At 67.4% G+C, this 26,362-nt stretch carries 24 protein-coding genes and 1 tRNA gene; 10 read left to right on the forward strand and 15 right to left on the reverse strand.

The genetic code is table 11. From position 1 onward, the window contains the following. Positions 1 to 5: 5 nt before the first annotated feature. Complete coding sequence (locus tag E2E27_RS10995; protein ID WP_141459125.1) at positions 6 to 1,403, forward strand: sensor histidine kinase; 1,398 nt, start codon at positions 6 to 8, stop codon at positions 1,401 to 1,403. Here the strand turns inward: E2E27_RS10995 and E2E27_RS11000 are convergent, their stop codons facing one another. The 3 genes from E2E27_RS11000 to gltX form a co-directional block, all read right to left on the reverse strand. Then, a complete protein-coding gene (locus E2E27_RS11000) occupies positions 1,404 to 1,604 on the reverse strand; it encodes a hypothetical protein (protein ID WP_141459127.1) in 201 nt (66 codons plus the stop codon). It lies immediately after the preceding gene. 131 nt (positions 1,605 to 1,735) lie between these two features. Beyond that, positions 1,736 to 3,022 (reverse strand): citrate synthase, encoded by a 1,287-nt coding sequence (locus tag E2E27_RS11005; protein ID WP_141459129.1) that lies wholly within the window; start codon positions 3,020 to 3,022, stop codon positions 1,736 to 1,738. A 43-nt stretch (positions 3,023 to 3,065) separates the two neighbouring features. After that, positions 3,066 to 4,502: a glutamate--tRNA ligase gene (gene gltX, locus E2E27_RS11010; RefSeq protein WP_141459131.1), complete on the reverse strand. Its 1,437-nt coding sequence runs from the start codon at positions 4,500 to 4,502 to the stop codon at positions 3,066 to 3,068. A 31-nt stretch (positions 4,503 to 4,533) separates the two neighbouring features. Between gltX and E2E27_RS11015 the strand changes: the two genes are divergently transcribed. Next, complete coding sequence (locus E2E27_RS11015) at positions 4,534 to 6,834, forward strand: ComEC/Rec2 family competence protein (protein WP_234036028.1); 2,301 nt, start codon at positions 4,534 to 4,536, stop codon at positions 6,832 to 6,834. On the opposite strand, the gene lexA is transcribed toward E2E27_RS11015, so the two are convergent. The 10 genes from lexA to E2E27_RS11065 form a co-directional block, all read right to left on the reverse strand. Then, on the reverse strand, positions 6,828 to 7,511 hold the full coding sequence (gene lexA / locus E2E27_RS11020) for a transcriptional repressor LexA (RefSeq protein ID WP_141459133.1): 684 nt from the start codon (positions 7,509 to 7,511) through the stop codon (positions 6,828 to 6,830). The two genes, E2E27_RS11015 and lexA, sit on opposite strands and share 7 nt — an antisense overlap. Before the next feature lie 194 nt (positions 7,512 to 7,705). After that, the gene (locus tag E2E27_RS11025; protein WP_141459135.1) at positions 7,706 to 8,920 is read right to left on the reverse strand and encodes a molybdopterin molybdotransferase MoeA; all 1,215 of its coding nucleotides are present in this window, start codon (positions 8,918 to 8,920) and stop codon (positions 7,706 to 7,708) included. Then, complete coding sequence (moaC, locus tag E2E27_RS11030; protein ID WP_141459137.1) at positions 8,902 to 9,387, reverse strand: cyclic pyranopterin monophosphate synthase MoaC; 486 nt, start codon at positions 9,385 to 9,387, stop codon at positions 8,902 to 8,904. Before moaC ends, E2E27_RS11025 begins: the two co-directional genes overlap by 19 nt. A gap of 177 nt (positions 9,388 to 9,564) precedes the next feature. Continuing rightward, a complete protein-coding gene (trpC, locus tag E2E27_RS11035; protein WP_141459139.1) occupies positions 9,565 to 10,359 on the reverse strand; it encodes an indole-3-glycerol phosphate synthase TrpC in 795 nt (264 codons plus the stop codon). Positions 10,360 to 10,363: 4 nt separating this feature from the next. Beyond that, positions 10,364 to 11,356, reverse strand: a complete 993-nt coding sequence (trpD, locus tag E2E27_RS11040; protein ID WP_141459141.1) for an anthranilate phosphoribosyltransferase — start codon at positions 11,354 to 11,356, stop codon at positions 10,364 to 10,366. Beyond that, entirely contained in the window at positions 11,353 to 11,964 is a 612-nt protein-coding gene (locus tag E2E27_RS11045) for an anthranilate synthase component II (RefSeq protein WP_141459143.1), read from the reverse strand. The genes trpD and E2E27_RS11045 overlap by 4 nt, the downstream gene beginning before the upstream one ends. Further along, positions 11,961 to 12,830: a phosphodiester glycosidase family protein gene (locus E2E27_RS11050; protein WP_181443418.1), complete on the reverse strand. Its 870-nt coding sequence runs from the start codon at positions 12,828 to 12,830 to the stop codon at positions 11,961 to 11,963. Before E2E27_RS11050 ends, E2E27_RS11045 begins: the two co-directional genes overlap by 4 nt. Beyond that, a complete protein-coding gene (locus tag E2E27_RS11055) occupies positions 12,830 to 13,930 on the reverse strand; it encodes an alpha/beta fold hydrolase (RefSeq protein ID WP_141459145.1) in 1,101 nt (366 codons plus the stop codon). Before E2E27_RS11055 ends, E2E27_RS11050 begins: the two co-directional genes overlap by 1 nt. Beyond that, entirely contained in the window at positions 13,927 to 15,456 is a 1,530-nt protein-coding gene (gene trpE / locus E2E27_RS11060; RefSeq protein ID WP_502705517.1) for an anthranilate synthase component I, read from the reverse strand. Before trpE ends, E2E27_RS11055 begins: the two co-directional genes overlap by 4 nt. 24 nt (positions 15,457 to 15,480) lie before the next feature. Then, entirely contained in the window at positions 15,481 to 17,418 is a 1,938-nt protein-coding gene (locus E2E27_RS11065; protein ID WP_141459147.1) for a peptidylprolyl isomerase, read from the reverse strand. A 249-nt stretch (positions 17,419 to 17,667) separates the two neighbouring features. Here E2E27_RS11065 and tpiA point away from each other — a divergent pair, with 249 nt between their 5' ends. The 3 genes from tpiA (at position 17,668) to pyrG (ending at position 20,720) form a co-directional block, all read left to right on the forward strand. Next, positions 17,668 to 18,441, forward strand: coding sequence for a triose-phosphate isomerase (tpiA, locus tag E2E27_RS11070; RefSeq protein WP_141459149.1), 774 nt, complete (start codon positions 17,668 to 17,670; stop codon positions 18,439 to 18,441). A 123-nt stretch (positions 18,442 to 18,564) separates the two neighbouring features. Beyond that, complete coding sequence (secG, locus tag E2E27_RS11075; RefSeq protein ID WP_181443419.1) at positions 18,565 to 18,969, forward strand: preprotein translocase subunit SecG; 405 nt, start codon at positions 18,565 to 18,567, stop codon at positions 18,967 to 18,969. A 113-nt stretch (positions 18,970 to 19,082) separates the two neighbouring features. Further along, positions 19,083 to 20,720 carry a CTP synthase gene (gene pyrG, locus E2E27_RS11080; RefSeq protein WP_141459151.1) on the forward strand — a complete coding sequence of 546 codons (1,638 nt, stop codon included), beginning with the start codon at positions 19,083 to 19,085 and terminating at the stop codon, positions 20,718 to 20,720. A gap of 483 nt (positions 20,721 to 21,203) precedes the next feature. Here the strand turns inward: pyrG and E2E27_RS11085 are convergent, their stop codons facing one another. Further along, positions 21,204 to 21,680, reverse strand: a complete 477-nt coding sequence (locus E2E27_RS11085; RefSeq protein WP_141459153.1) for an Hsp20 family protein — start codon at positions 21,678 to 21,680, stop codon at positions 21,204 to 21,206. 161 nt (positions 21,681 to 21,841) lie between these two features. Here E2E27_RS11085 and grxC point away from each other — a divergent pair, with 161 nt between their 5' ends. From grxC to E2E27_RS11105, 4 genes are all read left to right on the forward strand, one after another. Next, positions 21,842 to 22,105 (forward strand): glutaredoxin 3, encoded by a 264-nt coding sequence (grxC, locus tag E2E27_RS11090; protein ID WP_141459155.1) that lies wholly within the window; start codon positions 21,842 to 21,844, stop codon positions 22,103 to 22,105. After that, positions 22,105 to 22,929, forward strand: a complete 825-nt coding sequence (locus E2E27_RS11095) for a carbon-nitrogen hydrolase family protein (protein ID WP_141459157.1) — start codon at positions 22,105 to 22,107, stop codon at positions 22,927 to 22,929. The genes grxC and E2E27_RS11095 overlap by 1 nt, the downstream gene beginning before the upstream one ends. Before the next feature lie 6 nt (positions 22,930 to 22,935). Next, on the forward strand, positions 22,936 to 23,415 hold the full coding sequence (locus tag E2E27_RS11100; RefSeq protein WP_141459159.1) for a DUF1178 family protein: 480 nt from the start codon (positions 22,936 to 22,938) through the stop codon (positions 23,413 to 23,415). Positions 23,416 to 23,448: 33 nt separating this feature from the next. Next, positions 23,449 to 23,525: transfer RNA gene (locus tag E2E27_RS11105), tRNA-Arg, on the forward strand. A gap of 279 nt (positions 23,526 to 23,804) precedes the next feature. Here E2E27_RS11105 and E2E27_RS11110 read toward each other — a convergent pair. Next, on the reverse strand, positions 23,805 to 25,034 hold the full coding sequence (locus E2E27_RS11110) for an MFS transporter (RefSeq protein ID WP_141459161.1): 1,230 nt from the start codon (positions 25,032 to 25,034) through the stop codon (positions 23,805 to 23,807). Between the two features lie 141 nt (positions 25,035 to 25,175). Between E2E27_RS11110 and E2E27_RS11115 the strand changes: the two genes are divergently transcribed. Next, complete coding sequence (locus tag E2E27_RS11115) at positions 25,176 to 26,339, forward strand: acyl-CoA dehydrogenase family protein (RefSeq protein ID WP_141459163.1); 1,164 nt, start codon at positions 25,176 to 25,178, stop codon at positions 26,337 to 26,339. Positions 26,340 to 26,362: the final 23 nt, after the last annotated feature.

Below are 26,362 nucleotides of genomic sequence, written 5' to 3' on the forward strand. Positions count from 1 at the left end.
ACGCGATGGACCAGAGCGACAGCCTGCTGGGCGCCTATGGCCTGATCGACGCGCAGGGGCGCCTGATGAGCGCCGATGCGCCGCTCGCCGAGTTGCAGGAGCGCTGCGGCGGAGACATGCCCGGCACGCTGGCGATCCCCGAATTGCTCGCGCTGGTGCAGCAGGCGCGCGGCATGGGGCTGAGGCTCGCGCGCAGCTTTTCCGCCTTCGATGGCGATGCCGAAGTCTCCGGCTTTGCCCGCATCCACCCGCTCGGCCCCGAGGAGGGCGGAGGCTGCGAGCTGCTGATCGAGAACTGGCAGCGCAGCAACGTCACGCCCCCCAGCGCCCGCGAATACGCCGAAAGGCTCGACGCGATCGACCGCGCCACCGCCGAGGTCAGCGCGAGGCTCGATGCGCGCCAGCGGATCGTGGTGCTGAGCGCCCGCGCGCCCGATGCGCTCGGCTTGCAGGCCGCAGCCCTGGCGACACCGGGGCAGGTGTGGAGCGCGCTGGTCGAACTGCAGGGCATCACCCATCGTCAGCCGCTGCACTGGCGCCTGCTCGACGGGGCGATGTGCCGGTTCGATGGCTCGCCGCGCCACTGGCGGGTGCGGCTCATCCCGCTCGGCCCCGATACGCAGAATCCGGCGGGCTTCGAGCTGCTGCTGATCGCCGAAGAGCCACTTGCCGAGCCGCCCGCGGCGCCGGCGGCGGACGAGGTGCCCGATGCCTCGCCCACCCGGCTTGTCGGCACCGCGCTAACCCCGGTGCTGCGCCAGCCGGTCGCCCGGATCATCGCCAATGCCGAGACCATCCGCGCGCGCCTCGCGGGCCCTTTGCGCGAGGAATACAGTGACTACGCCGGCACCATCGCCAGCGCCGGGCAGCATCTGGCCGCCATGCTCGATGACCTTGCCGACCTCGAAGTGGTCGAAACCCCCGGCTTCGTCACCGCGAAGGAGCCGGTCGATCTGGCCGATGCAGCGGGCCGGGCCGCGGGCATTCTCGGCGTACGCGCACAGAACCGCGACACGCTGCTGGTGATCGAGGGCGAGCGCGGCGCGGCGGTCGCCAATGCCGAGTTTCGGCGGGTGCTCCAAATCCTGATCAACCTGATCGGCAATGCCATTGCCTATGCGCCCCCAGCCAGCACGGTGACCATCAGCGCCGCCCCGGCAGGCGAGGGCAGTGTCGCGGTGACGGTCGCGGATCAGGGGCAGGGCATCACGCCCGAGCAGGCCGAGCGGATCTTCGACAAGGGCGAGCGTCTGGGCCGCGACAGCGACGACGGGCGGGACAGGGGATCGGGCCTCGGCCTCTACATCTCGCGCCGTCTGGCCGAGGCGATGGACGGCAATCTTACGGTCGAGCCCGCACCGGGCGGCGGGGCGCTGTTCCGGCTCGAATTGCCGTCGGCCTGACTACTCTCGCGGCCTGCCTGCACGCCGCGCGATCACCAGCAGACCTACCCCCGCCATCGCGGTCAGGGTACCGTAGATCGCCCATTGGCGTTCAGACAGCATGAAGCTGCCGCGCGGCCAGTTCAGCCAGCCGAGCCCTTGCAGCGCCCAGACGATGCCCATTACGACAAGAAACGTCCCTGTCGCCCGGAGCATCGTCATCGGGTTTCAGCCAGTTAGCGCGCGTCGAGCGGGATGGGGTCGCGCTCGGTCGGGCCGGTATAGGGCTGGCGCGGAGATCCGGTTTCTCGCGAGAAACCGGCCACCAAGGCAAGGCCGCGCCGGTCCATAGGTCAGCGCGCGTCGAGCGGGATGTAGTCGCGCTCGGTCGGGCCGGTGTAGAGCTGGCGCGGACGCCCGATCTTCTGGCCGGGGTCGCTGATCATCTCGTTCCACTGCGCCACCCAGCCCACGGTACGGGCGAGGGCGAAGAGCGCGGTGAACATCGTGGTCGGGAAACCGATCGCCGAGAGGATGATGCCCGAATAGAAGTCGACATTCGGGAACAGCTTCTTCTCGATGAAGTAGGGATCGTTCAGCGCGATCTCTTCGAGCCGCAGCGCGGTTTCGAACAGCGGATCGGTGACCTTGAGCGCATCGAACACCTCGCGCACGGTCTTCTGCATCACCGTCGCGCGCGGGTCGTAGTTCTTGTAGACGCGGTGGCCGAAGCCCATCAGGCGGAACGGATCGTTCTTGTCCTTGGCGCGCTCGATATAGTGCGGGATCTTGTCGGGCGTGCCGATTTCCTTGAGCATATTGAGCGCCGCTTCGTTCGCGCCGCCATGCGCCGGGCCCCACAGGCAGGCGATGCCCGCCGCGATGCAGGCGAACGGGTTCGCGCCCGAGGAACCGGCAAGCCGCACGGTCGAGGTCGAGGCGTTCTGCTCGTGGTCGGCATGGAGGATGAAAATCCGGTCCATCGCGCGCTCGACCGCGGGAATCACCTCATATTCCTCGGCCGGAACGCCGAAGGTCATGCGCAGGAAATTCCCGGTGTAGGACAGGCGGTTGTCCGGATACATGAAGGGCTGGCCGACCGAGTACTTGTAGGCCATCGCCGCGATCGTCGGCATCTTGGCGATCAGGCGGTGCGAGCTGATCTTGCGGTGCTCGGGATCGGAGATGTCGGTGCTGTCGTGATAGAAGGCCGAGAGCGCGCCCACCACGCCGCACATGATCGCCATCGGGTGCGCGTCGCGGCGGAACCCGCGGTAGAAGGTCATCAGCTGCTCGTGCAGCATGGTGTGACGGGTGATGGTGTAGGTGAAGTCGTTGAGCTCGTCCTGGCTCGGCAGTTCGCCGTTGAGCAGCAGGTAGCTGACTTCCATGAAGCTCGAATGTTCGGCAAGCTGGCCGATCGGGTAGCCGCGGTGCAGCAGCACGCCTTCGTCACCGTCGATATAGGTCAGCGCGCTTTCGCAGCTGGCGGTCGAGGTGAAGCCGGGGTCGAAGGTGAAGGCACCCGTCTGCGCATAGAGCTTGCGGATGTCGATCACATCCGGGCCGGTGCTGCCTTCGAGCACGGAATAGTCGAAGGATTTGCCTCCGACTTCGAGTTTCGCCAGCTTGTCTGCCACGATGTTTCTCCTGTCCAATTTGTCTCGGCCCTGCCCCCGCAGGTTATGCCGCCTGTGCGTCCAGCCGGGCTAGGGCCTCGTCCCGGCCCAGCAGGACCAAGACGTCAAAGATACCGGGTGAGGTGGTGGTGCCGGTCAAAGCCGCGCGCATCGGCTGCGCGAGCTTGCCCAGACCCAATCCCTGCTCCTCGGCGAGCGCCTTCGTAGTGGCTTCGAGCGCCTCGCTTGTCCAGTCGTTTTGCGCCGCAAGTGCGTTGCAAATGGCGCGGAGGGTGATGCGTGCCTCGCCCTCGAGCAGCGCGGCCGCCTTCTCGGTCATTTCGAGCGGACGCTTGGCGAACAGGAAAGCTGCACCTTCAACCAGTTCATTGAGATTCTTCGCACGCAGCTTGAGCACCGGCATGGCGCGGGTCAGCAGCGCTTCGTCCGCATCCTCTCCGATCCGGGCGGCTACCAGCGCAGCCAGCCGCGCATCGTCGGCCTCGCGCAGATAGTGCCCATTGAGGTTTTCGAGCTTCTTCAGATCGAAGCGCGAGGGGCTCTTGCCCACCCCGTCGAGATCGAACAGCTGCGTGGCTTCCTCGCGCGTGATTTCCTCGCGGTCGCCGTGGCCCCAGCCGAGGCGCAGGAGGTAGTTGAACAGCGCCTCAGGCAGGATGCCGAATTCGTCGCGATAGGCTTCGACGCCCAGCGCACCGTGGCGCTTCGAAAGCTTCGCCCCATCGCTGCCGTGGATCAGCGGGATGTGGGCATAGACCGGATCGGGCCAGTTGCCCTCGATTTCGTTCATCGCGCGAATAATCGGCAGCTGGCGGAAGGCGTTGTTCAAGTGATCGTCGCCGCGGATTACGTGGGTCACGCCCATGTCGTGATCGTCGACCACGACCGCGAGCATATAGGTCGGCGTGCCGTCGGCGCGCAGGATGATGTAGTCGTCGATTTCCTCGTTGCGCACCGTGACAGCGCCCTGCACGCGGTCATGGATCGTGGTCTCGCCGTCCTTGGGGGCCCTGATGCGGATCGTGAAGGGCGCGCCCTCGGGAGCTTCGGCCGGATCGCGGTCGCGCCAGCGCCCGTCATAACGCAGCGGCTTCTTGTTGGCGCGCTGCTCCTCGCGCATCGCTTCGAGTTCTTCGGGCGTGGCGAAGCACTTGTAGGCGTGACCCGCTTCGAGCAGCTGCCAGGCGACCTCGGCATGGCGCTCGGCCCGGTCGGACTGGAACACGGGGGGGGCATCATAGTCGAGCCCCAGCCAGGCGAGCCCGTCTATGATCGCGTCGATCGCGTCCTGCGTGGAGCGCTTGCGGTCGGTGTCCTCGATCCTGAGCAGCGTGCGGCCGCCGTGGTGGCGGGCGTAGAGCCAGTTGAACAGCGCCGTGCGCGCGCCGCCGATATGGAGGTATCCGGTCGGCGAGGGAGCAAAGCGGGTGACCACTTCGGCCTTGGTGGCCGCGGCGTCGGTGCTGCTTTCGCTTGCCATGAGCTGATATTTCCTGTTAACTTTGAGCGGCTTGGCGCCAGATATTCAAGAAGCCGGGCCGGTCGGGGGCGACAAGCCGATGCGCGATGTGCCGATCATTCCGATGGGGGACGATCCCGGCGGCAGCGATGCCGCTGGCGAAGGGGTGCCGCGCCCTTGGCAAAGAGCGGGCGGCTTGTCCAGCATGGGCGGCAGTCCCGGCGACGCGGCCGAAGCCTTTCTCGCCCGCGCCGGCTTCGACCGCGCGCCCTGGCTGGCAGTGGTATTTGCCGGCGGGATCATCGCCTGGTTCGCGTTGCCCGCAATGTGGCACTGGTGCGCGGCGATGGCGGGCGGGATGGCGATGGCGCTGGGCGCGCTGGCGGTATGGCCGCCGGGCACGGTCGCGGACGAGACGCGCGCCAACCTCCGGCTCGCGCTGGTCACTTGCGGATTGGTCTTCGCCTTCGGGATCGCGGTGGTCTGGGCGCGCTCGGCGCTGGTCGGGGCCGAGCCGATCGCGCGACCCATGGTGGCGCTGCTCGACGGCGCGGTGCTGGAGCGCGAGGATCAGCCTGCCGACGGGCGCCTGCGCCTCACGCTTGCGATCCGCGATGCCGAGACGGGGACGGCGCGCAAGGTCAGGGTCAATGTGCCGCTCGCCAGCTTCGGCGCGGATGGCGTGCCGCCCGGCCTTGCCGAGGGCGCGGTGGTGCGGCTGCGCGCGCGGTTGATGCCCCCCGCCTCGCCCATGCTGCCGGGCGCCTACGACTTCGCGCGTGCGGCGTGGTTCAAGGGGTTGGCGGCGACGGGAACGATGATCGGCCGGCTCGAAGTGCTGCGCCTGGCCCCCGAAGCGGGCGGGCTCGCGTCGCTCCAGCGCTGGCTGGCTGCGCATGTGCGCGCGCGGGTCGACGGGTCGGCAGGCACTATTGCGGCCGCCTTCGCCAGCGGAGACCGCGGCAGTATCAGCGAGGCCGACGAGATCGCGATGCGCGATTCCGGGCTGACACACCTGCTCTCGATCAGCGGGCTCCACGTGAGCGCGGTGGTGGGCGCGGCCTACATCCTCGCGCTACGACTGCTGGCGCTGTGGCCCGCGCTGGCACTGCGGGTGCGGCTGCCGGTGGTCGCTGCCGGGGCAGGAGCGCTGGCGGGGGTCGGCTACACGCTGCTGACCGGGGCGGAGGTCCCGACGGTGCGCAGCTGCGTCGCGGCGCTGCTGGTGCTTGGCGCGCTGGCGCTGGGGCGCGAGGCGCTGTCGCTGCGGATGGTCGCGCTGGCAGCGGGATTCGTGCTGCTGCTGTGGCCCGAGAGCGCCATCGGCCCCAGCTTCCAGATGAGCTTTGCCGCGGTGCTGGCGATCGTCGCCCTCTCCAACAGCGCCCCGGTGCGCGCCTTCCTCGCCGCGCGCGAGGAGCCGCTGTGGGCCCGCTATGGACGCAGGGCAGTGATGCTGTTCGTCACCGGCGTGGTGATCGAACTGGCGCTGATGCCGATCGTGCTGTTCCACTTTCACCGCGCGGGGGTCTACGGGGCTTTCGCCAATGTGGTGGCGATCCCGCTGGTGACCTTCGTCTCGATGCCGCTGAGCGCGCTGGGTCTGCTCCTCGACACGCTCGGGCTGGGCGCGCCCGCCTGGTGGTTGGTGGAGCAATCGCTCGATCTGCTGCTCGCGATCGCGCGTTTCACCGCCGGGCAGGCGGGGGCGGTGCGCTTGATGCCGCAGATCGGCGGGGTGACGGTCGCGCTGTTCGCGGCGGGCGGTTTGTGGCTGGCACTGTGGCGCGGTCGGGTGCGGCTTGCGGGGCTCGTTCCGGTGGCTCTGGCAAGCGCGCTGGTCGCGGCAACCCCGGTGCCCGATCTGCTGATCGCCGGCGACGGCCAGCAGGTCGGCATTACCATGCCCGGACCCGACGGCACCGCGCGCCTGCTGGCCTTGGGCGACAGCCGCTCCTCCTACACCCGCGACAACCTGATGGAGTTGGCCGGTGTCAGCGCTGAGCCCGTGCCGCTGGCGTCCTGGCCCGGTGCGCGGTGCTCTTCAGCCTTCTGCACCCTTGCCATCACTCGTGACGGTCGCGACTGGGTGCTGTTGCTCGGCCGGGGCCGCAAGCAGGTCGAGGAGCGCGCGCTCGCCGCTGCCTGCGCCGAGGCCGATATCGTCGTCGCCGAGCGCTTCCTGCCCCGATCCTGCCGCCCCCGCTGGCTGAAGGCCGACCGCCGGATGCTGACGCAGTCGGGCGGGCTGGCGATCGACCTGTCCGCCGAGAGGATCACGTCGGTGGCCGAGGGACAGGGCGCACATGGCTGGTGGCGCCCCGAGGCCCCCCGATCCCGAACACCTCAGTGATAGCGGCGCAGCAGCCCCGCCAGTTTGCCCTGAACCTCGACCTCGTCAGGGCGATAGAACTGCGGATCATAGGTCGCATTGGCCGGATCGAGCCGCACCTTGCCAGCTTCGCGGCGCAGGTACTTGAGCGTTGCTTCCTCGCCGCGCACCAGAGCCACGACGATCTCCCCGTCGCGCGCGGTGTTGGTCCGCCGCACCAGTGCGAAATCGCCGTCGAAGATCCCGGCTTCAATCATGGAGTCGCCCGACACTTCGAGCGCATAATGCTCCCCCGGGCCGAGCAGCGCGGCGGGAACGGGGAGGGTCGACTGCCCTTCGAGCGCCTCGATCGGCGCACCGGCCGCGATGCGCCCGTGCAGCGGCAGTTCGACGACGTCATTAGCCGCCGCGGGCGCGCGCGCCGCCGGGGCGGGCATCGCCACCACATTGTCGCTCACCGGCGCAGGCCGCGCGGGCGTGGTATCGCCCGGCTCGCGGATCACCTCGAGCGCACGCGCGCGATTGGGCAGACGGCGCAGGAAGCCGCGCTCTTCCAGCGCGGAAATCAGCCGGTGCACGCCCGACTTGCTCTTCAGATCGAGCGCTTCCTTCATTTCCTCGAAACTCGGCGAGATCCCGGTCTCCTCCAGCCGCTGCTGGATGAAACGGATCAATTCGTGCTGCTTTGCGGTCAGCATTGGAACATTCTCCTGTGGTCGCACCCACGCCGCGCCCGAAGACGCGCCGTGCCAATCCCTTGTGTGCGCCAAGAGGCACCCTTTGCGAGGTGCTTTGCCTGCACGGTCTGTCCGTCATTAAGGTGAACGAACGAGGAACAATTAGGCAACCCGAAAGCCCAAGTCAAGCACCGCCAAGGCCGCAGCCGCAGACTTCAGCCATTTCGGAGGCAGAACACCGGCACCCGATCGCCCGCCTTGGCCGCCGGTGCGCCTGCCGGACGGTCGATCAGGCAATCCGCCTGCGCCAATGCCGCAAGCGCCGAGGAATCCTGCGAGCCGGCGAGGCGCACCCGGTCGCCCTCGATCACCGCGCGCAGAAACTCGCGGCGGCGCTCGGTCGGCGGCAGGTCCTCACCTGCGATCATGGTGATGGTGCGGGGCAGGGGATGGGGATCGCCCATGCTCGCGCGCACCAGTGGCAGGGCGAAGAGGAAGGCGGTGACGAAGCTCGACACCGGATTGCCGGGCAGGCCGAGGATCACGAGATCAGGCCCGCTACGGCTCGGGCGCGTGGCGACCATCAGCGGTTTGCCCGGCTTGATCGCGACCCGCCAGAAATCGATCTTGGCGCCCCAGTCCTTGAGCGCCTGCTGGATCAGATCGTGATCGCCGACCGAGGCGCCGCCGCTGGTGACGAGGATGTGGCTGTCTTCCGCGCGTTCCAGCGCGGCGGCGAGCGCCATGCGGTCATCGGTAACCGGGCCGAGGCTGTCGACCATCCCCACATAGGGATAGAGCATCGCGCCGAGCATCAGCCCGTTGCTCGCCGGGATCTGGTGCGCTGCGCAGGGCGCGCCGGGGGCGACCAGCTCGTCCCCGCTGTCGAGCACCGCAACTGACGGCGGTTCGGTCCATGGCAGCTGCGCATGACCGGCGGCAGCCGCCAGTGCGAGGACTGCGGGCGACCAGGCCGTGCCGCGCTCGAGGATCACGTCACCTTCCCGGAAGTCGAATCCGGCCCTGCGGATGTGCCGTCCGGCGGACGGCGGTTCGGTCGCGGTGACCATGTCGCCCGAGATGGCGGCATCCTCTTGCAGCACGATGCTCTCAGCGCCCTCCGGCAACACGGCGCCGGTCGAGATACGCACGCATTGGTCATGGGCAAGCGCGCCGCCGAAGGGCACGCCGGCGCGGCTTTCGCCCACGCGTTGCCACGGGCCGGGGCCGGGCGCGACCGCGTAGCCATCCATCGCCGAGAGGTCGGCGGCGGGCTGGGTGCGCCGCGCGGTGATATCCCGGGCGAGGTAGCGGCGCGTATCGAAGGGCAAAAGGCCCATCACGCTCGAAGGGCGCTGCGGCGCGAGAGCGAGAAGGCGGGCCTGCGCTTCCTCGAGGCTGAGCAGCGAGGTCACGGCGCGGCGGTCCATTCGCCCGACTTGCCGCCGCTCTTGGCGATCAGGCGCACGCCTTCGATCACCATGCCCTTGTCGATCGCCTTGGCCATGTCGTAGATTGTGAGGAGTGCCACGGAAACGGCTGTCATCGCTTCCATTTCCACCCCGGTCTTGCCGGTGAGCGAGGCGGTGGCGGTAGCGCGGATTGCGCTGTCTTCGAAAGCGAAGTCGATATTGACCGCTTCCAGCCCGAGCGGGTGGCAGAGCGGAATCAGATCGCCGGTGCGCTTGGCCGCCGTGATCCCGGCAATGCGCGCGGTGCCCAGCACATCGCCCTTGGGCGCATTGCCTTCGCGGATCGCCGCGAGCGCCGCCTGCGACATGGTGATCCGCCCCGAGGCGACTGCACGGCGCGCGGTGGCGGGCTTGGCCCCGACATCGACCATATGCGCCGCGCCGTCCTCGCCGAGGTGGGTGAGTCGCGTGGCCTCGCCGTTCATCGCGAGGCCTCCAAAGCTTGCTTCGCGCCCGTGTTGGAGACAGATGAGACACTGTCCAAGAACAAAATTGCGGGCCCGTGGTAGGCATCGCGGCAAAGCAGGCAGGAGAGGCGGGGCGAGTATGTCATGGCCAATGCCTTGCCCTATTTTCCGGCTGTAGGACAGTCGGCGCTTTAGTCAGTGCGCGCCTTCGAGCAACGCGCGGGTCGCTGCTGCGACATCATCGGCGCGCATCAGGCTTTCGCCGACCAGAAAGGTGCGCACGCCCGCCGCTTCGAGCCGCTGGCAATCGGCGTGGCTGTTGATCCCGCTTTCGCCGACGATCAGCGTGCCTTCGGGCATCAGCGGCGCAAGCCGCTCGGTCGTCGCGAGACTTGTGGTGAACGTCTTGAGATCGCGGTTGTTGATCCCGATCAGGCGCGATTTGAGCGTGGCGGCGGCGCGTTCCAGCTCGGCCTCGTCATGGACTTCGACCAGCACATCCATGCCGAGTTCGGTGGCGGCGGCCTCGATCTCGGCCATCGCGCCGTCTTCGAGCGCGGCGACGATGATCAGGATCGCATCCGCCCCGATCGCCCGCGCTTCGCGGCATTGCCAGGGATCGACCATGAAGTCCTTGCGCAGCACCGGCAGGGCGCAGGCCGCGCGGGCGGCGACGAGGTAATCCTCGTGCCCCTGAAAATAGGGCGCGTCGGTCAACACAGAGAGGCAAGCGGCGCCGCCCGCTGCATAGGCGGCGGCATGTTCGGCGGGGCGAAAATCGGCGCGGATGAGGCCCTTGGAGGGGCTGGCTTTCTTGATCTCGGCGATCAGTGCATATCCGCTTTCGGCGCGGGCGCGCAGCGCGGCCTCGAACCCGCGCGGCACGGTCTGCATCCGGATGGCGCGGTCGAGGGTTTCGTCGCCGATTGCCTGCTTGCGGGCGGCGACGATTTCGCGCTTGGCGGCGCAGATTTCTTCGAGCTTGTTCATCGGGTCACTTCGCTAGCGCAATCCAGCGTTCGAGCAAGGCCAGCGCGGCCCCGCTGTCGAGCGCCTCGGCGGCCATGGCGGCGCGTTCGGGCCAGTCGGCGCCGCGCCCGGCCACGGTCAGCGCACCGGCGGCGTTGAACAGCACCGCATCGCGATAGGGGCCGGGAGCGCCCATCAGCAGTGCCTTGAGGGCGGCGGCGTTGTGCTTGGCATCGTCGCCGCGGATCGCTTCGATCGGGGCGTGGGGGATACCTGCGGCTGCGGCATCAATACGCTCCATCGTAAAGGCGTTGCCGGTGACTACCGCGACCTCGTTCCCGCCAGCGAGGCTCAATTCGTCGAGTCCCTCGTCGCCCGAGACGATCAGCGATTTGCCGGTGCCGAGCCGCGCCATCGCGCCGGCGTAGATCGGCACGTATGCGGGCCGGGCGATGCCGATCAGCTGGCTCGTCACACCGGCGGGGTTGGAGAGCGGGCCCATCAGGTTGAAGATCGTGCGCTGCCCAATCCGCACGCGGATGGGCTGGATACGCGCCATCGCCGGGTGATGGTTCTTCGCGAAGAGGAAACAGATGCCGATTTCGGCGAGAGTCTTTTCCGCCGTGCGCCCGGCGGCGTCCATGTCGAGCCCGAGCGCTTCCAATGTGTCCGCCGCGCCTGCCTTCGATGAGGCCGCGCGGTTGCCGTGCTTCGCGACCGGCACGGCGCATGCCGCGACCACGAGGCTCACCGCAGTCGAGACATTGAGCGTGTGGTGCCCGTCGCCCCCCGTGCCGCAGACGTCGATCGCGCCTTCGGGAGCCTCGATAGGGATCAGCCGCGCCCTGAGCGCCCGCGCCGCGCCCGCGATCTCATCAGCGGTTTCGCCGCGTGCCGAGAGGGCAACGAGAAATTCGGCGATGGCGTCTTCGCTGGGCGCGCCATCGAGCAGCACGCCGAAGGCTGCTTCGGCCTCGGCCTCGGAGAGCGGGACCGTAACGTCGGGGAGGGCGCTCATGCTGTCAGCCTTGCCGGCAGCACGGGCTCCATCCCGCAAGCCTTGAGGAAATTGGCGAGCAGCGCGTGGCCATGCTCGGTGGCGATGCTTTCGGGGTGGAACTGCACCGAGTGGATCGGGAGGCTGGCATGGCGGAAGCCCATGCAGCTGGGGTGATCGCTGCCGGGAGTCTCGGCATGGGCGTTGGCGATGAGTTCCTCCGGCACATCGACCACTTCAAGGCTGTGGTAGCGCGTCGCGATGAAGGGCGAGGGCAGGCCTGCGAACACCCCCGTCCCGTCATGCGTGACCGGAGAAGTCTTGCCATGCATCAGCCCGCCGCGCTGCACTGTCCCGCCGAAATGCTGTCCGATCGCCTGATGGCCGAGGCACACGCCCATCAGGGGCTTGCCCGCATCGGCGCAGGCCGCAACCAGATCGAGGCTGATTCCGGCCTCGTTGGGCGTGCAGGGGCCAGGCGAGATGAGGAAACCCGCCGCATTGGTCCGTAGCGCCTCGGCTGCGGTCAGCGCGTCGTTGCGCTCCACGCGCACCTCGGTCCCCAGCTCCATCAGGTAATGGACGAGGTTGAAGGTGAAGCTGTCGTAATTGTCGATGACAAGGATCATTCTGTCTCTGTCTCCGGCGTTGAGGCCACTTCTGGCTTTGCCCCCCGCTTCGTCACCACGATGATCGGGCCGACGCGGCCCTTGTCCATACGTCCTGTGGCCGGGTCCCACAGGCTCGACACCTGCCCATCCAGATAAAGCGCGTTGCTCACCTTCAGCTCGTCACGGAAATAGCGCGCGAGCTGGCCGAAGCTGATCGGCGCGTCGGAAATGACGAAATGCGCCTTGCCGCTCGCATCCACCCCCACGCCGTTGCGGACCGCGCGCGAGGGGCCATTGTCCTGAATCTCGGGGTGCAGCTTGCCGTCGATCAGCATCAGCGGGCCGGACTGCGTGCCGAATTCGGGGCGCTCGCCCACGGTATCGAAAAAGGTGTTGCTCCCCAGCACGCGCCATTTGGAGCCGGTGCCGAAGAACACCCCGTTGGGCTTCATGTAGAAATTGCCCTCGCCAGTCGCGCGGTTCAGTTCCGCCAGGCGCTCGCCGTTCTGGACGTAGTAGCCGATGGGCTTGAGGTCGTCGCCATACATCCCGCCATTGACCGCGAAGGCAATGGCGCTCGGATCGACGCTCGCGGCGAAGGCGGTAAGCGAGCCGAAGGGCTGCTTGTCCGCGCCGACATTGGCCATGGCGATGCGGTGCGTGGCAGGGTCGGCGATGCAATCGGTGAGCGGCACCTCCTCGAACACCACTTGTCGGCACGCCGAGGGCCCGGCGGCCAGTTCCGGCGTGGCGGAGGGGGAGGGCGTGGCGATGTCTTCGCTGTCCGACCCGTCGAGCCGGGTGGTCACCAGCGCCTCGCCCCCCGGTTGCTCGGAACAGGCGGCAAGGGCCAGCAGCAGTGAGACAGCGACCGCGAAACGCATCACGGGTTCTCTTTCAGAAAGCGCAGCAACTCGTCCATCCACAGATTGGGGCGGCTGTGGGTGCCGTGGCCATAGGTCTGCGCGCTCGGCGGGATCAACACGAAGCGCGCGCGCGGCATGGTCGCAGCGAGCGCCGCCGGATTGCCGAGGCCGGGCGGGTTGATGAAATCGTCCGCCGAATTGATCCACAGCACCGGCGCGGTGATCTCGTGCAGGCGCGCGGCGGGGTTGTAATTGCGCGAAGAATCGAACTGCCAGATCGTGTCGTTGGGATCGACGGCACGCGCGGCGGCGGCTTCGCGGCGCGCGGCATAGAACTGCTCGGCAGCCGCGCGGGTGGGGTAGTCGGCATCCATGCGGTAGGGATTGCTCCCCGCCAGCAGCAGCACGTTGCTCGCCACCGCCTGCCCGACCTTGAGATCGGCCGGATCGGCGTAATTGCCGTTGTCATAGGCCGGATCGCTCCGGAAACCGTCGATCACGATCTGGCGCATCACCCGGTTGCGCCCGGCAATCTCGACCGCGTTGCAGGCCAGCGGCACGTACTTCTCGACGAAGCCCGGATACATCGGCCCCCAGACGAAGGAGTGCATGCAGCCCATCGAGGTGCCGAGGATCATCTTGAGGCCATCCACGCCAAGCCCCTCGGTCAGCATCCGGTATTGCGCGCGGACCATGTCGTCATAGTCGTAACGCGGGAAGGCTGCGCGCAGGCCATCGCTGGGCTTGCTGCTCTTGCCGTGGCCGAGATTGCTCGGCGAAATGATGTAGTTGCGCGTGATGTCGAGTGGCTGGCCGGGGCCGAACATCGCGTCGCCGAAATGGGGTTGCAGCAACGAGGTCGCATCGCCGCCGGTGCCGTGGAGCAGCATCACGGCGTTGACGATCCTGCCGTCCGCATCACGCTGCGGCGTGCCCAGCGTGAGCGCGTGCATCTTGATTTCGGGCAGGGTGTCGCCGGTGCCGAAGATGAAATCGTTGAGTAGGATGGTGTGCTCGTCCGCCTCGGCGACCCAGTCTTCGGCCCTGAGCGCCGTGAGCGGCAGGCCGAGCGCGATGAGGATCGCCACGAAAAGCCGGATGATTGCGTTTGTGCTCATTGCCCATACCCCGGTTCGCTTGCCACCCGCACCGCCTCGCGCGCGGCGGCGATCAGCGCGCCGGCCTTGGCGCGGCATTCGGCGAGTTCGTAATCGGGATCGGAATCGGCGACGATCCCCGCGCCCGCCTGCACGTGCATCACCCCGTCCTTCACCACTGCGGTTCGAAGAACGATGCAGCTGTCGAGCGAGCCATCGGGCGCGAAATAGCCCACCCCGCCCGCATAGGCCCCGCGCGTTTCGGGCTCGAGTTCTGCGATGATCTCGCAGGCCCTGATCTTGGGCGCGCCGGAGACGGTGCCCGCCGGAAAGCCTGCAAACAGCGCCTCCAACGCATCCTTCGAAGGGTCGAGCTCACCCACCACATTGCTGACGATGTGCATCACGTGGCTGTAACGCTCGATGGTGAAGCTGTCCGTCACCTCCACCGTCCCCGCCGCCGCCACCCGGCCGACATCGTTGCGGCCAAGGTCGAGCAGCATCAGATGTTCGGCGCGTTCCTTGGGATCGGCGAGCAGGCTGGCTTCGTTGGCGTCGTCTTCCTCGCGGGTCTTGCCGCGCGGGCGAGTCCCGGCGATGGGTCGGATGGTGACTTCGCCCTCGCGCACCCGCACGAGAATCTCAGGCGAGGAGCCGACCAGCGCGAAGCCCGGCAGGTCGAGGAAATAGAGGAAGGGCGAGGGGTTCACCCGCCGCAGCGCGCGGTAGAGCGCCAGCGGGGGCAGGGTGAAGGGGCAGGTGAAGCGCTGGGCGAGCACCACCTGAAAGATGTCGCCTGCAAGGATGTAGTCCTTCGCGCGCAAGGCCATCGCCTTGTAGTCATCGGGCGCGATCACCGGGGTGAGGTCGGGGAGGCTATCGGGCACCGCATCGGCAGCCGCAGCGGGCAGCGCCGTGCCAAGCTGGCTCAGCGTCGCGTCGATCCGCTCGCCCGCGCGCGCCACGGCGGCCTCGGGGTCGCTTGCCTCCCAGATCGGGGCGATCGCGAAGAGCGCGTTGGTGAGGCCATCGAACACCAGAATCACCGTGGGCCGCACGAACAGCATGTCGGGCAGGTCGAGCGGGCTGTCGGCGGCGCGGGGCAGCGTCTCGACGAGGCCGATGGTCTCGTAACCGAGATAGCCGACAAGACAGGCTAGGGCGGGAGGCAGGCCCTCGGGCATGGGATCGATTCGGCAGGCGGCGGCGAGCGCGCGCAGCTCGGCCAGCGCATCGCCTTCAAGCGGGCAGAACCCCTCGGGATCGAGCTTCCAGTTGCGGTTGATCTCGGCACTGTTGCCCTTGGCGCGGAACACCAGATCGGGATCGAGGCCGAGCAGGCTGTAGCGCCCGCGCACTTCGCCGCCTTCCACCGATTCGAGCAGGAAGTCGCCGCGCCCCGGCACGATCAGGCGCCGCGCCGCGCCGACCGGCGTGTCGCTGTCGGCGATGATCCTGCGCCACACCAGCGCCGGTCGCCCGTCGCGCAGACGGGCGCTGGCGGCGGCGGCGTTTTCGGGCAGGAGGCCTGTTGCTGTCGGGCTCACGTGACGATCACAGGACTGGCGCGCTTACGGTTGCTCACCGGCGAGCTGCCGGCGCACCGCGGCGATTGCGCCATCGTTGCGGGTGACGCCCAGTTCCTTGCGCATCGCGGTGATCGCCTGGCCGCGATATTCCTCGCTCAACGCCGCGCCGAGTTGCTGGCGGGTCTGCTGCACAACATCGCTGTTCTCGGCGATCGGCAGGATGGTGATGTCTTCGAGCGAAACAACATACCAGCCCAGATCGCGCGGCCCTTCGAGCGGTTTGACCGTCCCCTCGGCCATGCTGAACATCAGCACCAGCGGCGGCGCGACGCGGGGCTGACGGCCCGAGAGCAGTTCACGGCGTTCGAGGTCGATCGATTCGCGCTCGAACCCGGTCTTGTTCTCGGCCGCCAGCGCAGCGGCGAGCGGCGTGCCGGCGCGCACCTTGGCGGTGATCCGGTCTGCCGCCTGCTTGGCGAGGATCGCGCCCTGCGCGCGTTTCCATCCGGCAATTGCGGCCTCGCGCACCTCGGCGAGCGGCGGGGCGCTGGCCTCTTCGACCTTGGCAACTTCGAAGACCACGAACTGATCGGCCTCCACCTGCGCCAGCTGCGGCTCGCTTTCCTCCATCTGGAACGCGGTCTGGAGCACCGCGGCCAGCTGCGGCACGATCTGCACCTCGGGCCGCCCGAAGGCCTGCCCGTTGGCGAGCAGGGCGGGCGTGGTCTCGATCGTCAGGCCATAGGCCTTGGCGACTTCGGCAAGCGCCGTGCCGCCGTCGATCTCGGCTTCGATTTCGGCGGTGAGATCGCCGATCGCGGCGGCGCGCTTTTCGGTGGTGAGCTGCTCGGTGATCTCGGGCGCGGCCTGCGCCAGCGAGCGCGCCGGGGTGCGCGTCACCTTGTCGACGCGGGCGACATACCAGCCCAGCGTGCCCTGCGCCGGCTCGACGACCGCGCCCTCGGCGGCCTTGAAGGCGTTTTCGGCAAAGGCAAAGCTGGTCGCGCCCGCCATTGCTTCGCGATTGCGCGGGTCGGCGGTGGTGGCGGTGAACCCGGCCTCGCGCGCCACGCTTTCGAGCGCCGCACCGCCGCGGATGCGAGCCGCGAGCGACCGTGCCGCGTCCTGCGTGGGCACAACGAAGCTGGTGACCGTGCGCGTTTCGCTCGCCTGGAAGCGAGCAGCATCGCGCTTGTAACGCTCGGCGATTTCCGCCGCTGTGGGGGTGTCGTTGACCTTGAGCGTATCGGTTCCGAACACCGCGAAGCGGAGCGTGCGGCGCTCGGGGCGCATGAACTTGGTGCGGTTGGCCTTGTACCACGCGGTCAGCTGAGCCTCGGACGGGCCGGTCGTGGGAGCATAGGAAGCACTCGGGATCAGTGCGATTTCGCCCTTGCGCTTTTCGAGCACCAGCGCGGCATATTGCGCGGCGACCTTCTCGGGCAGTCGCGGTGCGGCGACCGCCGGGCCGAGCAATTGCTGCTCGATCATCCCGTCGGACAGATCGCGCCGGAACATCGCCGGGGTCAGCCCCTGCCGGGCAAGCGCGGCAAGATAGGTCTGCTCGTCGAACTCGCCGGTCAGCCCCTTGAAGGCCTGAATCTTGAGGATCTCGCTGTTGACCAGATTTTCACCACCGCGCAGGCCGTATTTCTCGCCGTAAGCGCCGATGGTGTAGCGGTCGATCAGCTGCCGCACCACTTCGTCCAGCCCGCCTTCGGCCACGAATTCGGGCATGGTCAGCGTCGGGTTCTGCCGCCGCAGCTGGTCGACAGCCGTGTTCGCGCCGAGGGTGAGATCGGACACCGGAATGTCCTCGCTCCCGACGACCGCGATCTTGTCGGCGTTGGACACGGCCCCGCCGAAGCTCGACCCGGTGATGTCCGATGCGGCGAAGGCGAGGGCGATCAGCGCGAGAAAGGCGAGGACGATCGGCAGACCGATCTTGGACTCGAAAAAGCGGCGGAAAAACGAAATCATCTGTCGGTCGACCCCACGGGAGGCTGGCAAGTGGCAGGGCGGCAGGGCCCTGCGGCGCGCGCTGCGAAGCGATCGCGGCGCTGAGGCGCTTTAGAGGCCCTGCGACCGCGCGGCAACAGGTTCGCACGCGTTTTGACTAGCGCAGCGTCCTCGGCTAGCGGACGCGGCCCCGGGGCGATACAGCACCAGACAGAATCACGCGGCCCCCGGCCAACCCTCTCTTTTTATTCAGCAGTGCAAAGGCAGAACATGACCCGCCGACCCTATATCGTCGGAAACTGGAAGATGCACGGCACCCGCGCGATGCTGTCGGAGGCGCGCACGATCGATCGTGCGGCCCAGCGGCACATGAAGGTCGAAGTCGCGCTCGCGCCGCCCTACACCCTGATCCACCCGATTCATCGCGAGGCCGAGCAGATCGCGGTCGGCGCGCAGGATTGCCACGAGGCCGAAGGCGGCGCGCATACCGGGGATATCTCGGCAGCGATGGTCGCCGATGCGGGGGCGAGCTTCGTCATCCTCGGCCATTCGGAGCGGCGGCAGAGCCACCGCGAGACCGATGCGCTGGTGCGCGCCAAGGCGCAGGCCGCGCTGGCGGCGGGGCTCAAGATCATCATGTGCTGCGGCGAAAGCGCCGAAACGCGCGAATCGGGCAAGGCGGTCGCCTTCGTGAAGGAGCAGCTCACCGCCTCGCTCCCTCCCGCCGATGCCATGCCCGCCGATGTCGCCGAGCGGCTGACCGTGGCCTATGAACCGATCTGGGCAATCGGCACCGGCACCGCCGCCACCACCGACGACATCGCCGAGATGCACGGCGAAATTCGCGCGCTGCTGATCGTGCTGTTCGGCGAGGAGCAGGGCAGCGAGGTGCGGATCCTCTATGGCGGCTCGGTCAAGCCCGACAACGCCGCGGAAATCTTCGCCGTCCCCGACGTCGGCGGCGCGCTGGTGGGCGGGGCGAGCCTCACCGCAGACAGCCTGATGGGCATCGCGCTCGCCGCGAGCGAGCCGTCGGCAAGCTAGACGGCTGCAAGGCCCCCGCGCCCGGCGCGCCCGCAAGGCTTGCCGCGCGGCCCTTCCGCGCCTACATGGCGCGCAATCCATTCATCCGGGCGAGCCATCGCCCCCGGTCACGAGAAGCGTTTCATGTCCCTGTTCATCTTCCTCACCGTGATTCAGGCCCTGGTGGCCGCTGCGCTGGTTGGCGTGGTGCTGATGCAGCGCTCCGAAGGCGGCGGGCTGGGGATCGGTGGCGGCAGCCCCAGCGGGGCTTTTGGCGCGCGCGGTGCGGCCGATTTCCTGTCGCGCGCGACCAAGTGGCTGGCGATCGCCTTTGTCAGCCTGTCGATCGTGCTTGCCGCGCTGGCGGTGCGGGAAAGCAATGTCGGCGAAGTGACCACGACGCTCGATCGCGATGCCCCGGCTGCGGGCACCCTGCCCGATGTGCTGGGCGAAACCGCTCCGGCTGCCGCACCCGCGGCTCCTGCCGGCGAGGCTCCGGCCGCGCAGCCTTCGGCTGCTCCGGCCCCCACGGGCCAGCCCGCCGAATAACCGAACGGGGCCGCACTTCGCGTCCCGCAACCACCGGCATTGTGGATGGCGCGCGAATTGCCGCGTCAATTCGCTTGCCCCGAATCCCTCTCGACGCTTAAGGCCCAACTCCCATGGCGCGGTTCATTTTCATCACCGGCGGCGTGGTCTCCTCGCTCGGCAAAGGTCTCATGGCAGCCTCTCTGGCAGCCCTCCTGCAGGCGCGCGGCTACAAGGTCCGCATCCGCAAGTTCGATCCCTATCTCAACGTCGATCCGGGCACGATGAGTCCCTACCAGCACGGCGAGGTCTATGTGACCGACGACGGGGCGGAGACCGATCTCGACCTCGGGCATTATGAACGCTTCACCGGCGTCTCGGCGAGCCAGGCGGACAACATCACTTCGGGCCGCATCTATCGCGACATCATCGCCCGCGAGCGGCGCGGCGATTACCTTGGCGCGACGGTGCAGGTGATCCCGCACGTGACCGATGCGATCAAGGCCTTCGCGCTCGCCGACCAGGGCGACAACGACTTCATCCTGTGCGAAATCGGCGGCACCGTCGGCGACATCGAATCGTTGCCCTTCATGGAAGCGATCCGCCAGCTGCGGAACGAGCTCGAACCGTTCCAGACCGTGTCCGTCCACGTGACGCTGGTGCCCTATATCAAGGCCGCGGGCGAGTTGAAGACCAAGCCCACCCAGCACTCGGTGCGCGAGCTGGCCGCGCTCGGGATCAAGCCCGACATTCTGCTGTGCCGCGCCGAACACCCGATTCCGGAAAGCGAGCGCCGCAAGATCGCGCAGTTCTGCAACGTGCGCGCCGAGGCGGTGATCCAGGCGCTTGATGCGCCCTCGATCTACTCGGTGCCCCAGCAATATCATGCCGAGGGGCTGGACGCCGAAGTCCTGCGTGCTTTCGGCATCACCGATGCGCCCGCGCCTGACCTTTCGGCGTGGAAGGACGTGACGGACCGCCACTTCAACCCCGAAGGCGAAGTCACCATCGCGGTGGTGGGCAAGTATGTCGGTCTGCCCGATGCCTACAAGAGCCTTAACGAAGCGCTCGTCCACGGCGGTCTCGCCAACCGGGTCAAGGTCAACATCAAGTGGATCGACGCGGAAATCTTCGAAGGTGACGACGACTCCGCGATCATCGCCGCGCTCGAACCGATGCACGGCATCCTGGTCCCCGGCGGTTTCGGCGAGCGCGGGAGCGAGGGCAAGATTTCCGCGGTGCGCTTCGCCCGCGAGCGCGGGGTGCCGTTCTTCGGGATCTGTCTCGGAATGCAGATGGCCTGCATCGAAGGCGCGCGCGCGGCGGGCTTTGCCAATGCCTCCTCGACCGAATTCGGCCCGACCGAGGCGCCGGTGGTCGGGATCATCACCGAGTGGATGACCAAGGAAGGGCTCCAGCAGCGGGAAGAGGGCGGGGATCTGGGCGGGACGATGCGTCTGGGCGCCTATCCGGCCAAGCTCAGCCCCAACAGCCACACCTCGCGCATCTATGGCGGCGCGGAGGTCATCTCCGAACGCCACCGCCACCGCTACGAGGTCAACAGCGCCTTTATCGAGCCACTGGAAAAGCAGGGTCTGATCTTCGCCGGCATGAGCCCCGACGGATTGCTGCCCGAAATCGTCGAGCGGCCCGATCATCCGTGGTTCGTGGGGGTGCAGTTCCATCCCGAGCTGAAGTCGCGGCCCTTCGATCCGCACCCGCTGTTCGCCGGCTTCATCGCCGCCGCGCTGGAACAGTCGCGTCTGGTCTAGGCCCGCCCGTGCCGGGGGCGGTGCCTCGGGCGCTGCCGAAATTCGAACATGCCGAGGCAGTTAACCGCGCCGTCCGCCGTTCTGCCGGGGGGCGCGCGGCCTTGCGCCCACCTGACGGAGCGACCAGCGCGAAGGCCTAGTTACTATTACGAATCCGCACTGCAATGCTTTGTTGCCCAAGTCTGGATTTCAGTGTCGTATCCTTACAAGTTCCGTAGATTGCCCTTGCGTGTTATTGCCATTCCGAATTACAGGGAGTCGCTTCTTCACGGTTTCACAGGGCTTCGTCGTTTAGGACGAACCTTCGGCGGGTACCCTTGCAAAAGGTGCCCGGTGCCGAGTTCGAAATGAGGCCTCTGAAACGAGCTTACCTGCTCTTGTCCGTCTTCTGCGACCCGGACGGATAGGAGCAGGTGAGGCGGCGCAAGTCGCGGGGGCGGATTGCGAGATCCGCCCCCTTAACTTACTCACATCTCACGGGACTCAGGCCGCGCTTGCGGCGTCGTCGTTGTCCGAGGGCACGGCAGTCAGCGCCGCAGTGCCGCCGATTGCAATCTTGCGCGGCTTCATCGCGTCGGGCACTTCGCGCACCAGATCGATGATCAGCAGCCCATCGGCGAGATCGGCGCGCTCGACCCGGACGAAATCGGCCAGCTCGAAACGGCGTTCGAACCCGCGGTTGGCGATGCCGACATGAATCAGCTCCTGCCCGTCTTCGGCCTCGTCGCGCTTGCGACCCTGCACCACCAGCAGGTTCTGCTGCGCGGTGATGTCGATATCGGCGGCGCGGAAGCCGGCCACGGCGAGCGTGATGCGGTAATTGTCCTCGCCCCGGCGCGAGATGTTGAACGGGGGGTAATTGTCGCCCGCGTTGAGCCGCGCCTGATTTTCGAGCAGGTCGAACAGGCGATCGAAACCCACGGTGGAGCGGCGGTAGGGGGTGAAATCGAAACGTGACATGGTGCAAATCCTCTTCATGAGCAATTTGGGTCTGATGCGGGCCTGCCGGTTGCAGCACCCGCCCTGCGCCCCCGCGTTTCCCGAGACTGGCGAAACGCGGCGACTGTGCTTATCTGGTTTTCACACCCGCGCTTTCAAGATGCTTTGCCAAGAGGGACACGATGGCCGCACCGCAGATCGACATCTACACCAAGTTCGCCTGCCCCTTCTGTGTGCGCGCCAAGCGCCTGCTGAGTCAGAAGGGCGCGGAATTCACCGAGCATGACATCACGATGGGTGGGCCCAAGCGCGAGGAAATGCTCGCGCGCGCGCCCAACGCGATGACCGTGCCGCAGATCTTCATCGGCGATGTCCACGTAGGCGGCAGCGACGATCTCGCCGCGCTCGAGGCTGCGGGCAAGCTCGACGCGCTTCTGGCAGGCTGATGACCCGGATAGCGGTGCTCCAGATGACCTCGGGGATCGATCCCGAGGCCAATTGCGCGACCATCGCCGACGCCGCCCGCGCGGCGGCGGGCGAGGGGGCGGCGATGATGTTCACCCCCGAAATGTCGCTGCTGCTCGACCGCGACCGCAAGCGCGCCGCGGCGCATATCGTTTCGCAGGATCGGTCGCCCTTCGTACCCCGCCTTGCCGCGCTGGCGCAGGAAACAGGAGTCACGATCGCGCTCGGATCGATGGCGGTCAGGCACGAGGCGGGGGAAAAGAGCGCCAACCGCTCGATGCTGTTCGCGCCGGGAGCTTGCGCCCCCGTCACTTACGACAAGATCCACATGTTCGACGTCGACCTCGCCAGCGGCGAAAGCTGGCGGGAGAGCAATGCTTACGCGGCAGGCCAAGCGGTGGTCAGCGTGGAGGATACGCCGATCGGCAGGCTCGGCCTTGCGGTCTGCTATGACATCCGCTTTCCCGCCCTGTTCGAGGCCCTTGGCAACCGCCGCTGCGATGCGATCGCGGTGCCGGCTGCCTTCACCCGGCCCACCGGCGCGGCGCATTGGCACGTAATGCTGCGTGCCCGCGCGATCGAGGCGCAGGCCTTCGTCATTGCCGCCGCGCAAGTCGGCCGGCACGAGGACGGGCGCGAGACCTATGGCCACTCGCTGGTCGTCGATCCGTGGGGCGAAGTGCTGCTCGACATGGGCGGGGAAGCGCCGGGCCTCGGCTTTTGCGACATTGACCTCGGCCGCATTACCGAGGTGCGCGCGCAGGTTCCCGCTCTTGCCAACCGGCGGGAAATCGCCAAATCCTGATCCGCGATGATCGTCTACGACCTTGCCTGCCATGAAGGCCACCGCTTCGAAGGGTGGTTCGGTTCCTCGGCCGATTACGAGGACCAGCGTGCGCGCGGCTTGCTGGCTTGCCCGCATTGCGGCGCTTCCGACGTGACCAAGGCGCCGATGGCGCCCGCGGTTCCCGCCAAAGGCAACAGCCGGCAGGAGGTGCTCCCGCCCGAGACCCGGCCGCCGGAACCGAGGGCAATGGCCAACACGCCGATGCCGGCCGAGGTGCAAAAGGCGCTTGCCGCACTTGCCAAGGCGCAGGCCGAAGCGCTGAAGAACTCCACTTGGGTCGGCGACAGGTTCGCCGAGGAAACCCGCAAGATGCATTACGGCGAGCGCGAAGAGGCCCCGATCCACGGGCAGGCGAGCCTCGCCGAAGCCAAGGCGCTGGTCGAGGAAGGCGTGCCGGTTGCTCCGCTGCCGTTTCCGGTTGCGCCGCCCGAAAAGTTGAATTGAACGGGAAGCGCGCGGTGCTATGAAGCGCCTCGGGACCCCGTAGCTCAGCCGGATAGAGCACCAGATTCCTAATCTGGGGGCCGCGCGTTCGAATCGCGCCGGGGTCACCATCACCCGACAATCGCCATTCTTCGCGCCATGGCCTTTTGCTGCCGACGTTGGTCAATGCTCGTCGTGGCCAATGAGAAAAGGGCGCTCGACCCTAACGGAGCGACCGGGTTACCCCTGTCATTCGGTATGCGGTCGCAACGCCCTTTTGTGAAAAGCTTTCGGCCGAACCGGAGTGACGGGATCTGACTTCGTCATTCGGTAGATGGCCGCAGCGCTCTTCGAGAATGCATTTACCCCAAAAAGGTTAACAAAAGATTACCTGTCAACTCCGCATATTGTCATGCTGGATTGACACTGCCAACTGCTCGCCAGCGCCGCTCGGCATGGAAGGACAGCGCCAGCACGCAGCCCGACATCGCCATCATCAGCGCGCAGGTGCCGCCCCATCCGGCCCAGTCATAGATCGCCGTTCCCGCCGCGCTGCCGATCGCCCCGCCGATAAACATCGCCATGATATAGGAGGTGGTCAGCCGGGTGCGGATCTCGGGGGCGAGGGTGAACAGCGTCATGCGCCCCGTCACGTCGATCGTCGGCCCCACCATGTTGACGATGAACAGCGGCACCAGCAGCCCCCAGATGCTGAAGCCGAGCGGGTAGAACAGCGCAATGCCGCCCAATTGCACCACCGCCGCTGCCAAACGCGCCTTGCGCGCGCCCACCCTGTCGGCCCAGCGACCGAGCCTCGGCGTGGTGAAGACGCTGATCGCCGCGACTCCCGCCAACAGCCCCACATCGTCGGTGCCATAGCCAAGCTCTGCGCTCGTCAGGTGCAGTGCGAGCGCCAGCCAGCTGGCGGTGAAAATGCCGAAGTTGAGGCCCTGTATCGCGGCGGAGATCTGCGTGTCGGGATGCTTCGCGGCGAGCCGGAACACCGATGCGATAACCGTGCCGTAGCCGGCCTCTGCGCGCTTGGCCGCAGGCGGCTCGCTACGCATGGCGAGCGGCAGCAGCGCCGTCACCGCCACCATCAGCGCGAAGGCGGCGATGTAGACCGTGTGCCAGTCGGCATAGGCGGCGACGATGCCCGCGCCGACCCGCGCCACCAGAATGCCGAAGATCACCGCCGCGGTAAGCTGCGCGGTGACGAGCCCCAGCCGCTCGGGCGCGATGCGCTTGGAGGCGTAGGCCGGGATCAGATAGGGCGCGATCGTCACGAAGCCGAGCAGCGTCGAAGCGGCGGTGAACAGCAACAGATCGGGCGCGAGCACCATTCCGCCAAGGCACACGGTTTGTGCGGCCACGAAGACGAGGCACAGCTTGCGGTTGGAGATGAAGTCACCCAGCGGCAGCAGCAGCAGGATGCCGAGCGCGAGCGCCAGCTGGTTGAGTGCCGGAACCAGCCCGATCTCGGCCTCGCCCACGCCGAACCCGCGCGCGACCTCGCCGATAATGGGGTGGATGTAATAGGCATTGGCCGTCACCACCGCGATCGTCAGGGTCAGCGCCCATTCCTGCGAACGGGTGAGGCGGGCAGGTTCGGCAGACTGGGCAGGGGAGGGCGGAGACATCGCCTGCGCCCTATCCGATGCGCCCGGCGCTGTCAGCGTGCTGTTTTGCGGGCGCACGCGCGGCGCTGGCATTCTCGGCAGGTGGACGCTCGTTCGCCCGGCGGCTAGCAGCAGGGCGCAGATTTCAGGACAGGCTCACCCATGCAAGCGCACGACACCCAGGAACTCGCCGAAATCCGCCGCGCGGTGCGGCAGCTGTGCGACGGTTTTCCGGGCGAATACTGGCGCGCGAAGGATGCCGCGCGGGAATATCCGGCGGAATTCGTCGACGCGCTGACCCGTGCCGGGTTCCTCGCCGCGCTGATCCCGGCAGAGCATGGCGGCAGCGGTCTGAGCCTCGAAGCGGCCTGCGTGATTATGGAGGAAATCCAGGCTTCGGGCTGCAACGGCTCCAGCGCCCATGCGCAGATGTACATCATGAACACGCTGCTGCGTTACGGGTCGGCGGAGCAGAAGACGCGCTATCTGCCGCGCATCGCCAGCGGGGAATTGCGGCTTCAGGCTTTCGGCGTCTCCGAACCGACCAGCGGCACCGATACGCTCAGCCTCAAGACCCGCGCCATGCGCGATGGCGACGAATACGTCATCAACGGCCAGAAGATCTGGACCAGCCGCGCCGAACATTCCGACCTGATGCTGCTCCTCGCCCGCACCGCCCCGCGCGAGGAAGCGGCGAGCAAGACCGAGGGGCTCTCGATCTTCCTCGTCGAGATGGGCGAGGCGCTGAAAGGCGGCATGACTGTCAAGCCGATCCGCACGATGATGAACCACTCGAGCTGCGAGGTATTCTTCGACGATCTGCGCATCCCGGCTTCGGCGCTGGTGGGCGAGGAGGGGAAGGGCTTTCGCTACATCCTGTCGGGCATGAATGCCGAGCGCATCCTGATCGCAGCGGAATGCATCGGGGACGCCAAGTGGTTCATCGAGAAGGCGACCGGCTACGCCAAGGACCGCAGCGTCTTCGCGCGGCCCATCGGACAGAATCAGGGCGTGCAGTTTCCGATCGCGCGCTGCTACGCCCAGATGCGCGCTGCTGAACTGATGGTCCACCACGCCGCGCGGGTCTATGACGAGGGCGGTAATCCCGGCGAGGAGGCTAATATGGCCAAGTTGCTCGCATCGGAGGCCAGCTGGGCGGCGGCGGACATGTGCGTGCAGACCTTCGGCGGCTTCGGCTTTGCTGAGGAATATGATGTCGAGCGCAAGTTCCGCGAAGCGCGGCTCTATACCGTCGCGCCGATCTCGACCAATCTGATCCTCTCCTACCTCGCCGAGCACGTGCTGGGCCTGCCGCGCAGCTACTGAGCGGATCAATCCGCAAGGATTTG

It is taken from the genome of Porphyrobacter sp. YT40 (assembly GCF_006542605.1).
Lineage (GTDB): Bacteria > Pseudomonadota > Alphaproteobacteria > Sphingomonadales > Sphingomonadaceae > Erythrobacter.

Excerpts from the sequence above, each read along its gene's own strand:
- E2E27_RS10995 (WP_141459125.1), top strand. The coding sequence starts at position 6 with ATGGACCAGAGCGACAGCCTGCTGGGCGCCTATGGCCTGATCGACGCG.
- E2E27_RS11000 (WP_141459127.1), bottom strand. The coding sequence starts at position 1,604 with ATGACGATGCTCCGGGCGACAGGGACGTTTCTTGTCGTAATGGGCATC.
- gltX (WP_141459131.1), bottom strand. The coding sequence starts at position 4,502 with ATGGCAAGCGAAAGCAGCACCGACGCCGCGGCCACCAAGGCCGAAGTG.
- lexA (WP_141459133.1), bottom strand. The coding sequence starts at position 7,511 with ATGCTGACCGCAAAGCAGCACGAATTGATCCGTTTCATCCAGCAGCGG.
- E2E27_RS11025 (WP_141459135.1), bottom strand. The coding sequence starts at position 8,920 with ATGGACCGCCGCGCCGTGACCTCGCTGCTCAGCCTCGAGGAAGCGCAG.
- moaC (WP_141459137.1), bottom strand. The coding sequence starts at position 9,387 with ATGAACGGCGAGGCCACGCGACTCACCCACCTCGGCGAGGACGGCGCG.
- trpC (WP_141459139.1), bottom strand. The coding sequence starts at position 10,359 with ATGAACAAGCTCGAAGAAATCTGCGCCGCCAAGCGCGAAATCGTCGCC.
- trpD (WP_141459141.1), bottom strand. The coding sequence starts at position 11,356 with ATGAGCGCCCTCCCCGACGTTACGGTCCCGCTCTCCGAGGCCGAGGCC.
- E2E27_RS11045 (WP_141459143.1), bottom strand. The coding sequence starts at position 11,964 with ATGATCCTTGTCATCGACAATTACGACAGCTTCACCTTCAACCTCGTC.
- E2E27_RS11050 (WP_181443418.1), bottom strand. The coding sequence starts at position 12,830 with ATGCGTTTCGCGGTCGCTGTCTCACTGCTGCTGGCCCTTGCCGCCTGT.
- E2E27_RS11055 (WP_141459145.1), bottom strand. The coding sequence starts at position 13,930 with ATGAGCACAAACGCAATCATCCGGCTTTTCGTGGCGATCCTCATCGCG.
- E2E27_RS11065 (WP_141459147.1), bottom strand. The coding sequence starts at position 17,418 with ATGATTTCGTTTTTCCGCCGCTTTTTCGAGTCCAAGATCGGTCTGCCG.
- tpiA (WP_141459149.1), top strand. The coding sequence starts at position 17,668 with ATGACCCGCCGACCCTATATCGTCGGAAACTGGAAGATGCACGGCACC.
- secG (WP_181443419.1), top strand. The coding sequence starts at position 18,565 with ATGTCCCTGTTCATCTTCCTCACCGTGATTCAGGCCCTGGTGGCCGCT.
- pyrG (WP_141459151.1), top strand. The coding sequence starts at position 19,083 with ATGGCGCGGTTCATTTTCATCACCGGCGGCGTGGTCTCCTCGCTCGGC.
- E2E27_RS11085 (WP_141459153.1), bottom strand. The coding sequence starts at position 21,680 with ATGTCACGTTTCGATTTCACCCCCTACCGCCGCTCCACCGTGGGTTTC.
- grxC (WP_141459155.1), top strand. The coding sequence starts at position 21,842 with ATGGCCGCACCGCAGATCGACATCTACACCAAGTTCGCCTGCCCCTTC.
- E2E27_RS11095 (WP_141459157.1), top strand. The coding sequence starts at position 22,105 with ATGACCCGGATAGCGGTGCTCCAGATGACCTCGGGGATCGATCCCGAG.
- E2E27_RS11100 (WP_141459159.1), top strand. The coding sequence starts at position 22,936 with ATGATCGTCTACGACCTTGCCTGCCATGAAGGCCACCGCTTCGAAGGG.
- E2E27_RS11110 (WP_141459161.1), bottom strand. The coding sequence starts at position 25,034 with ATGTCTCCGCCCTCCCCTGCCCAGTCTGCCGAACCTGCCCGCCTCACC.
- E2E27_RS11115 (WP_141459163.1), top strand. The coding sequence starts at position 25,176 with ATGCAAGCGCACGACACCCAGGAACTCGCCGAAATCCGCCGCGCGGTG.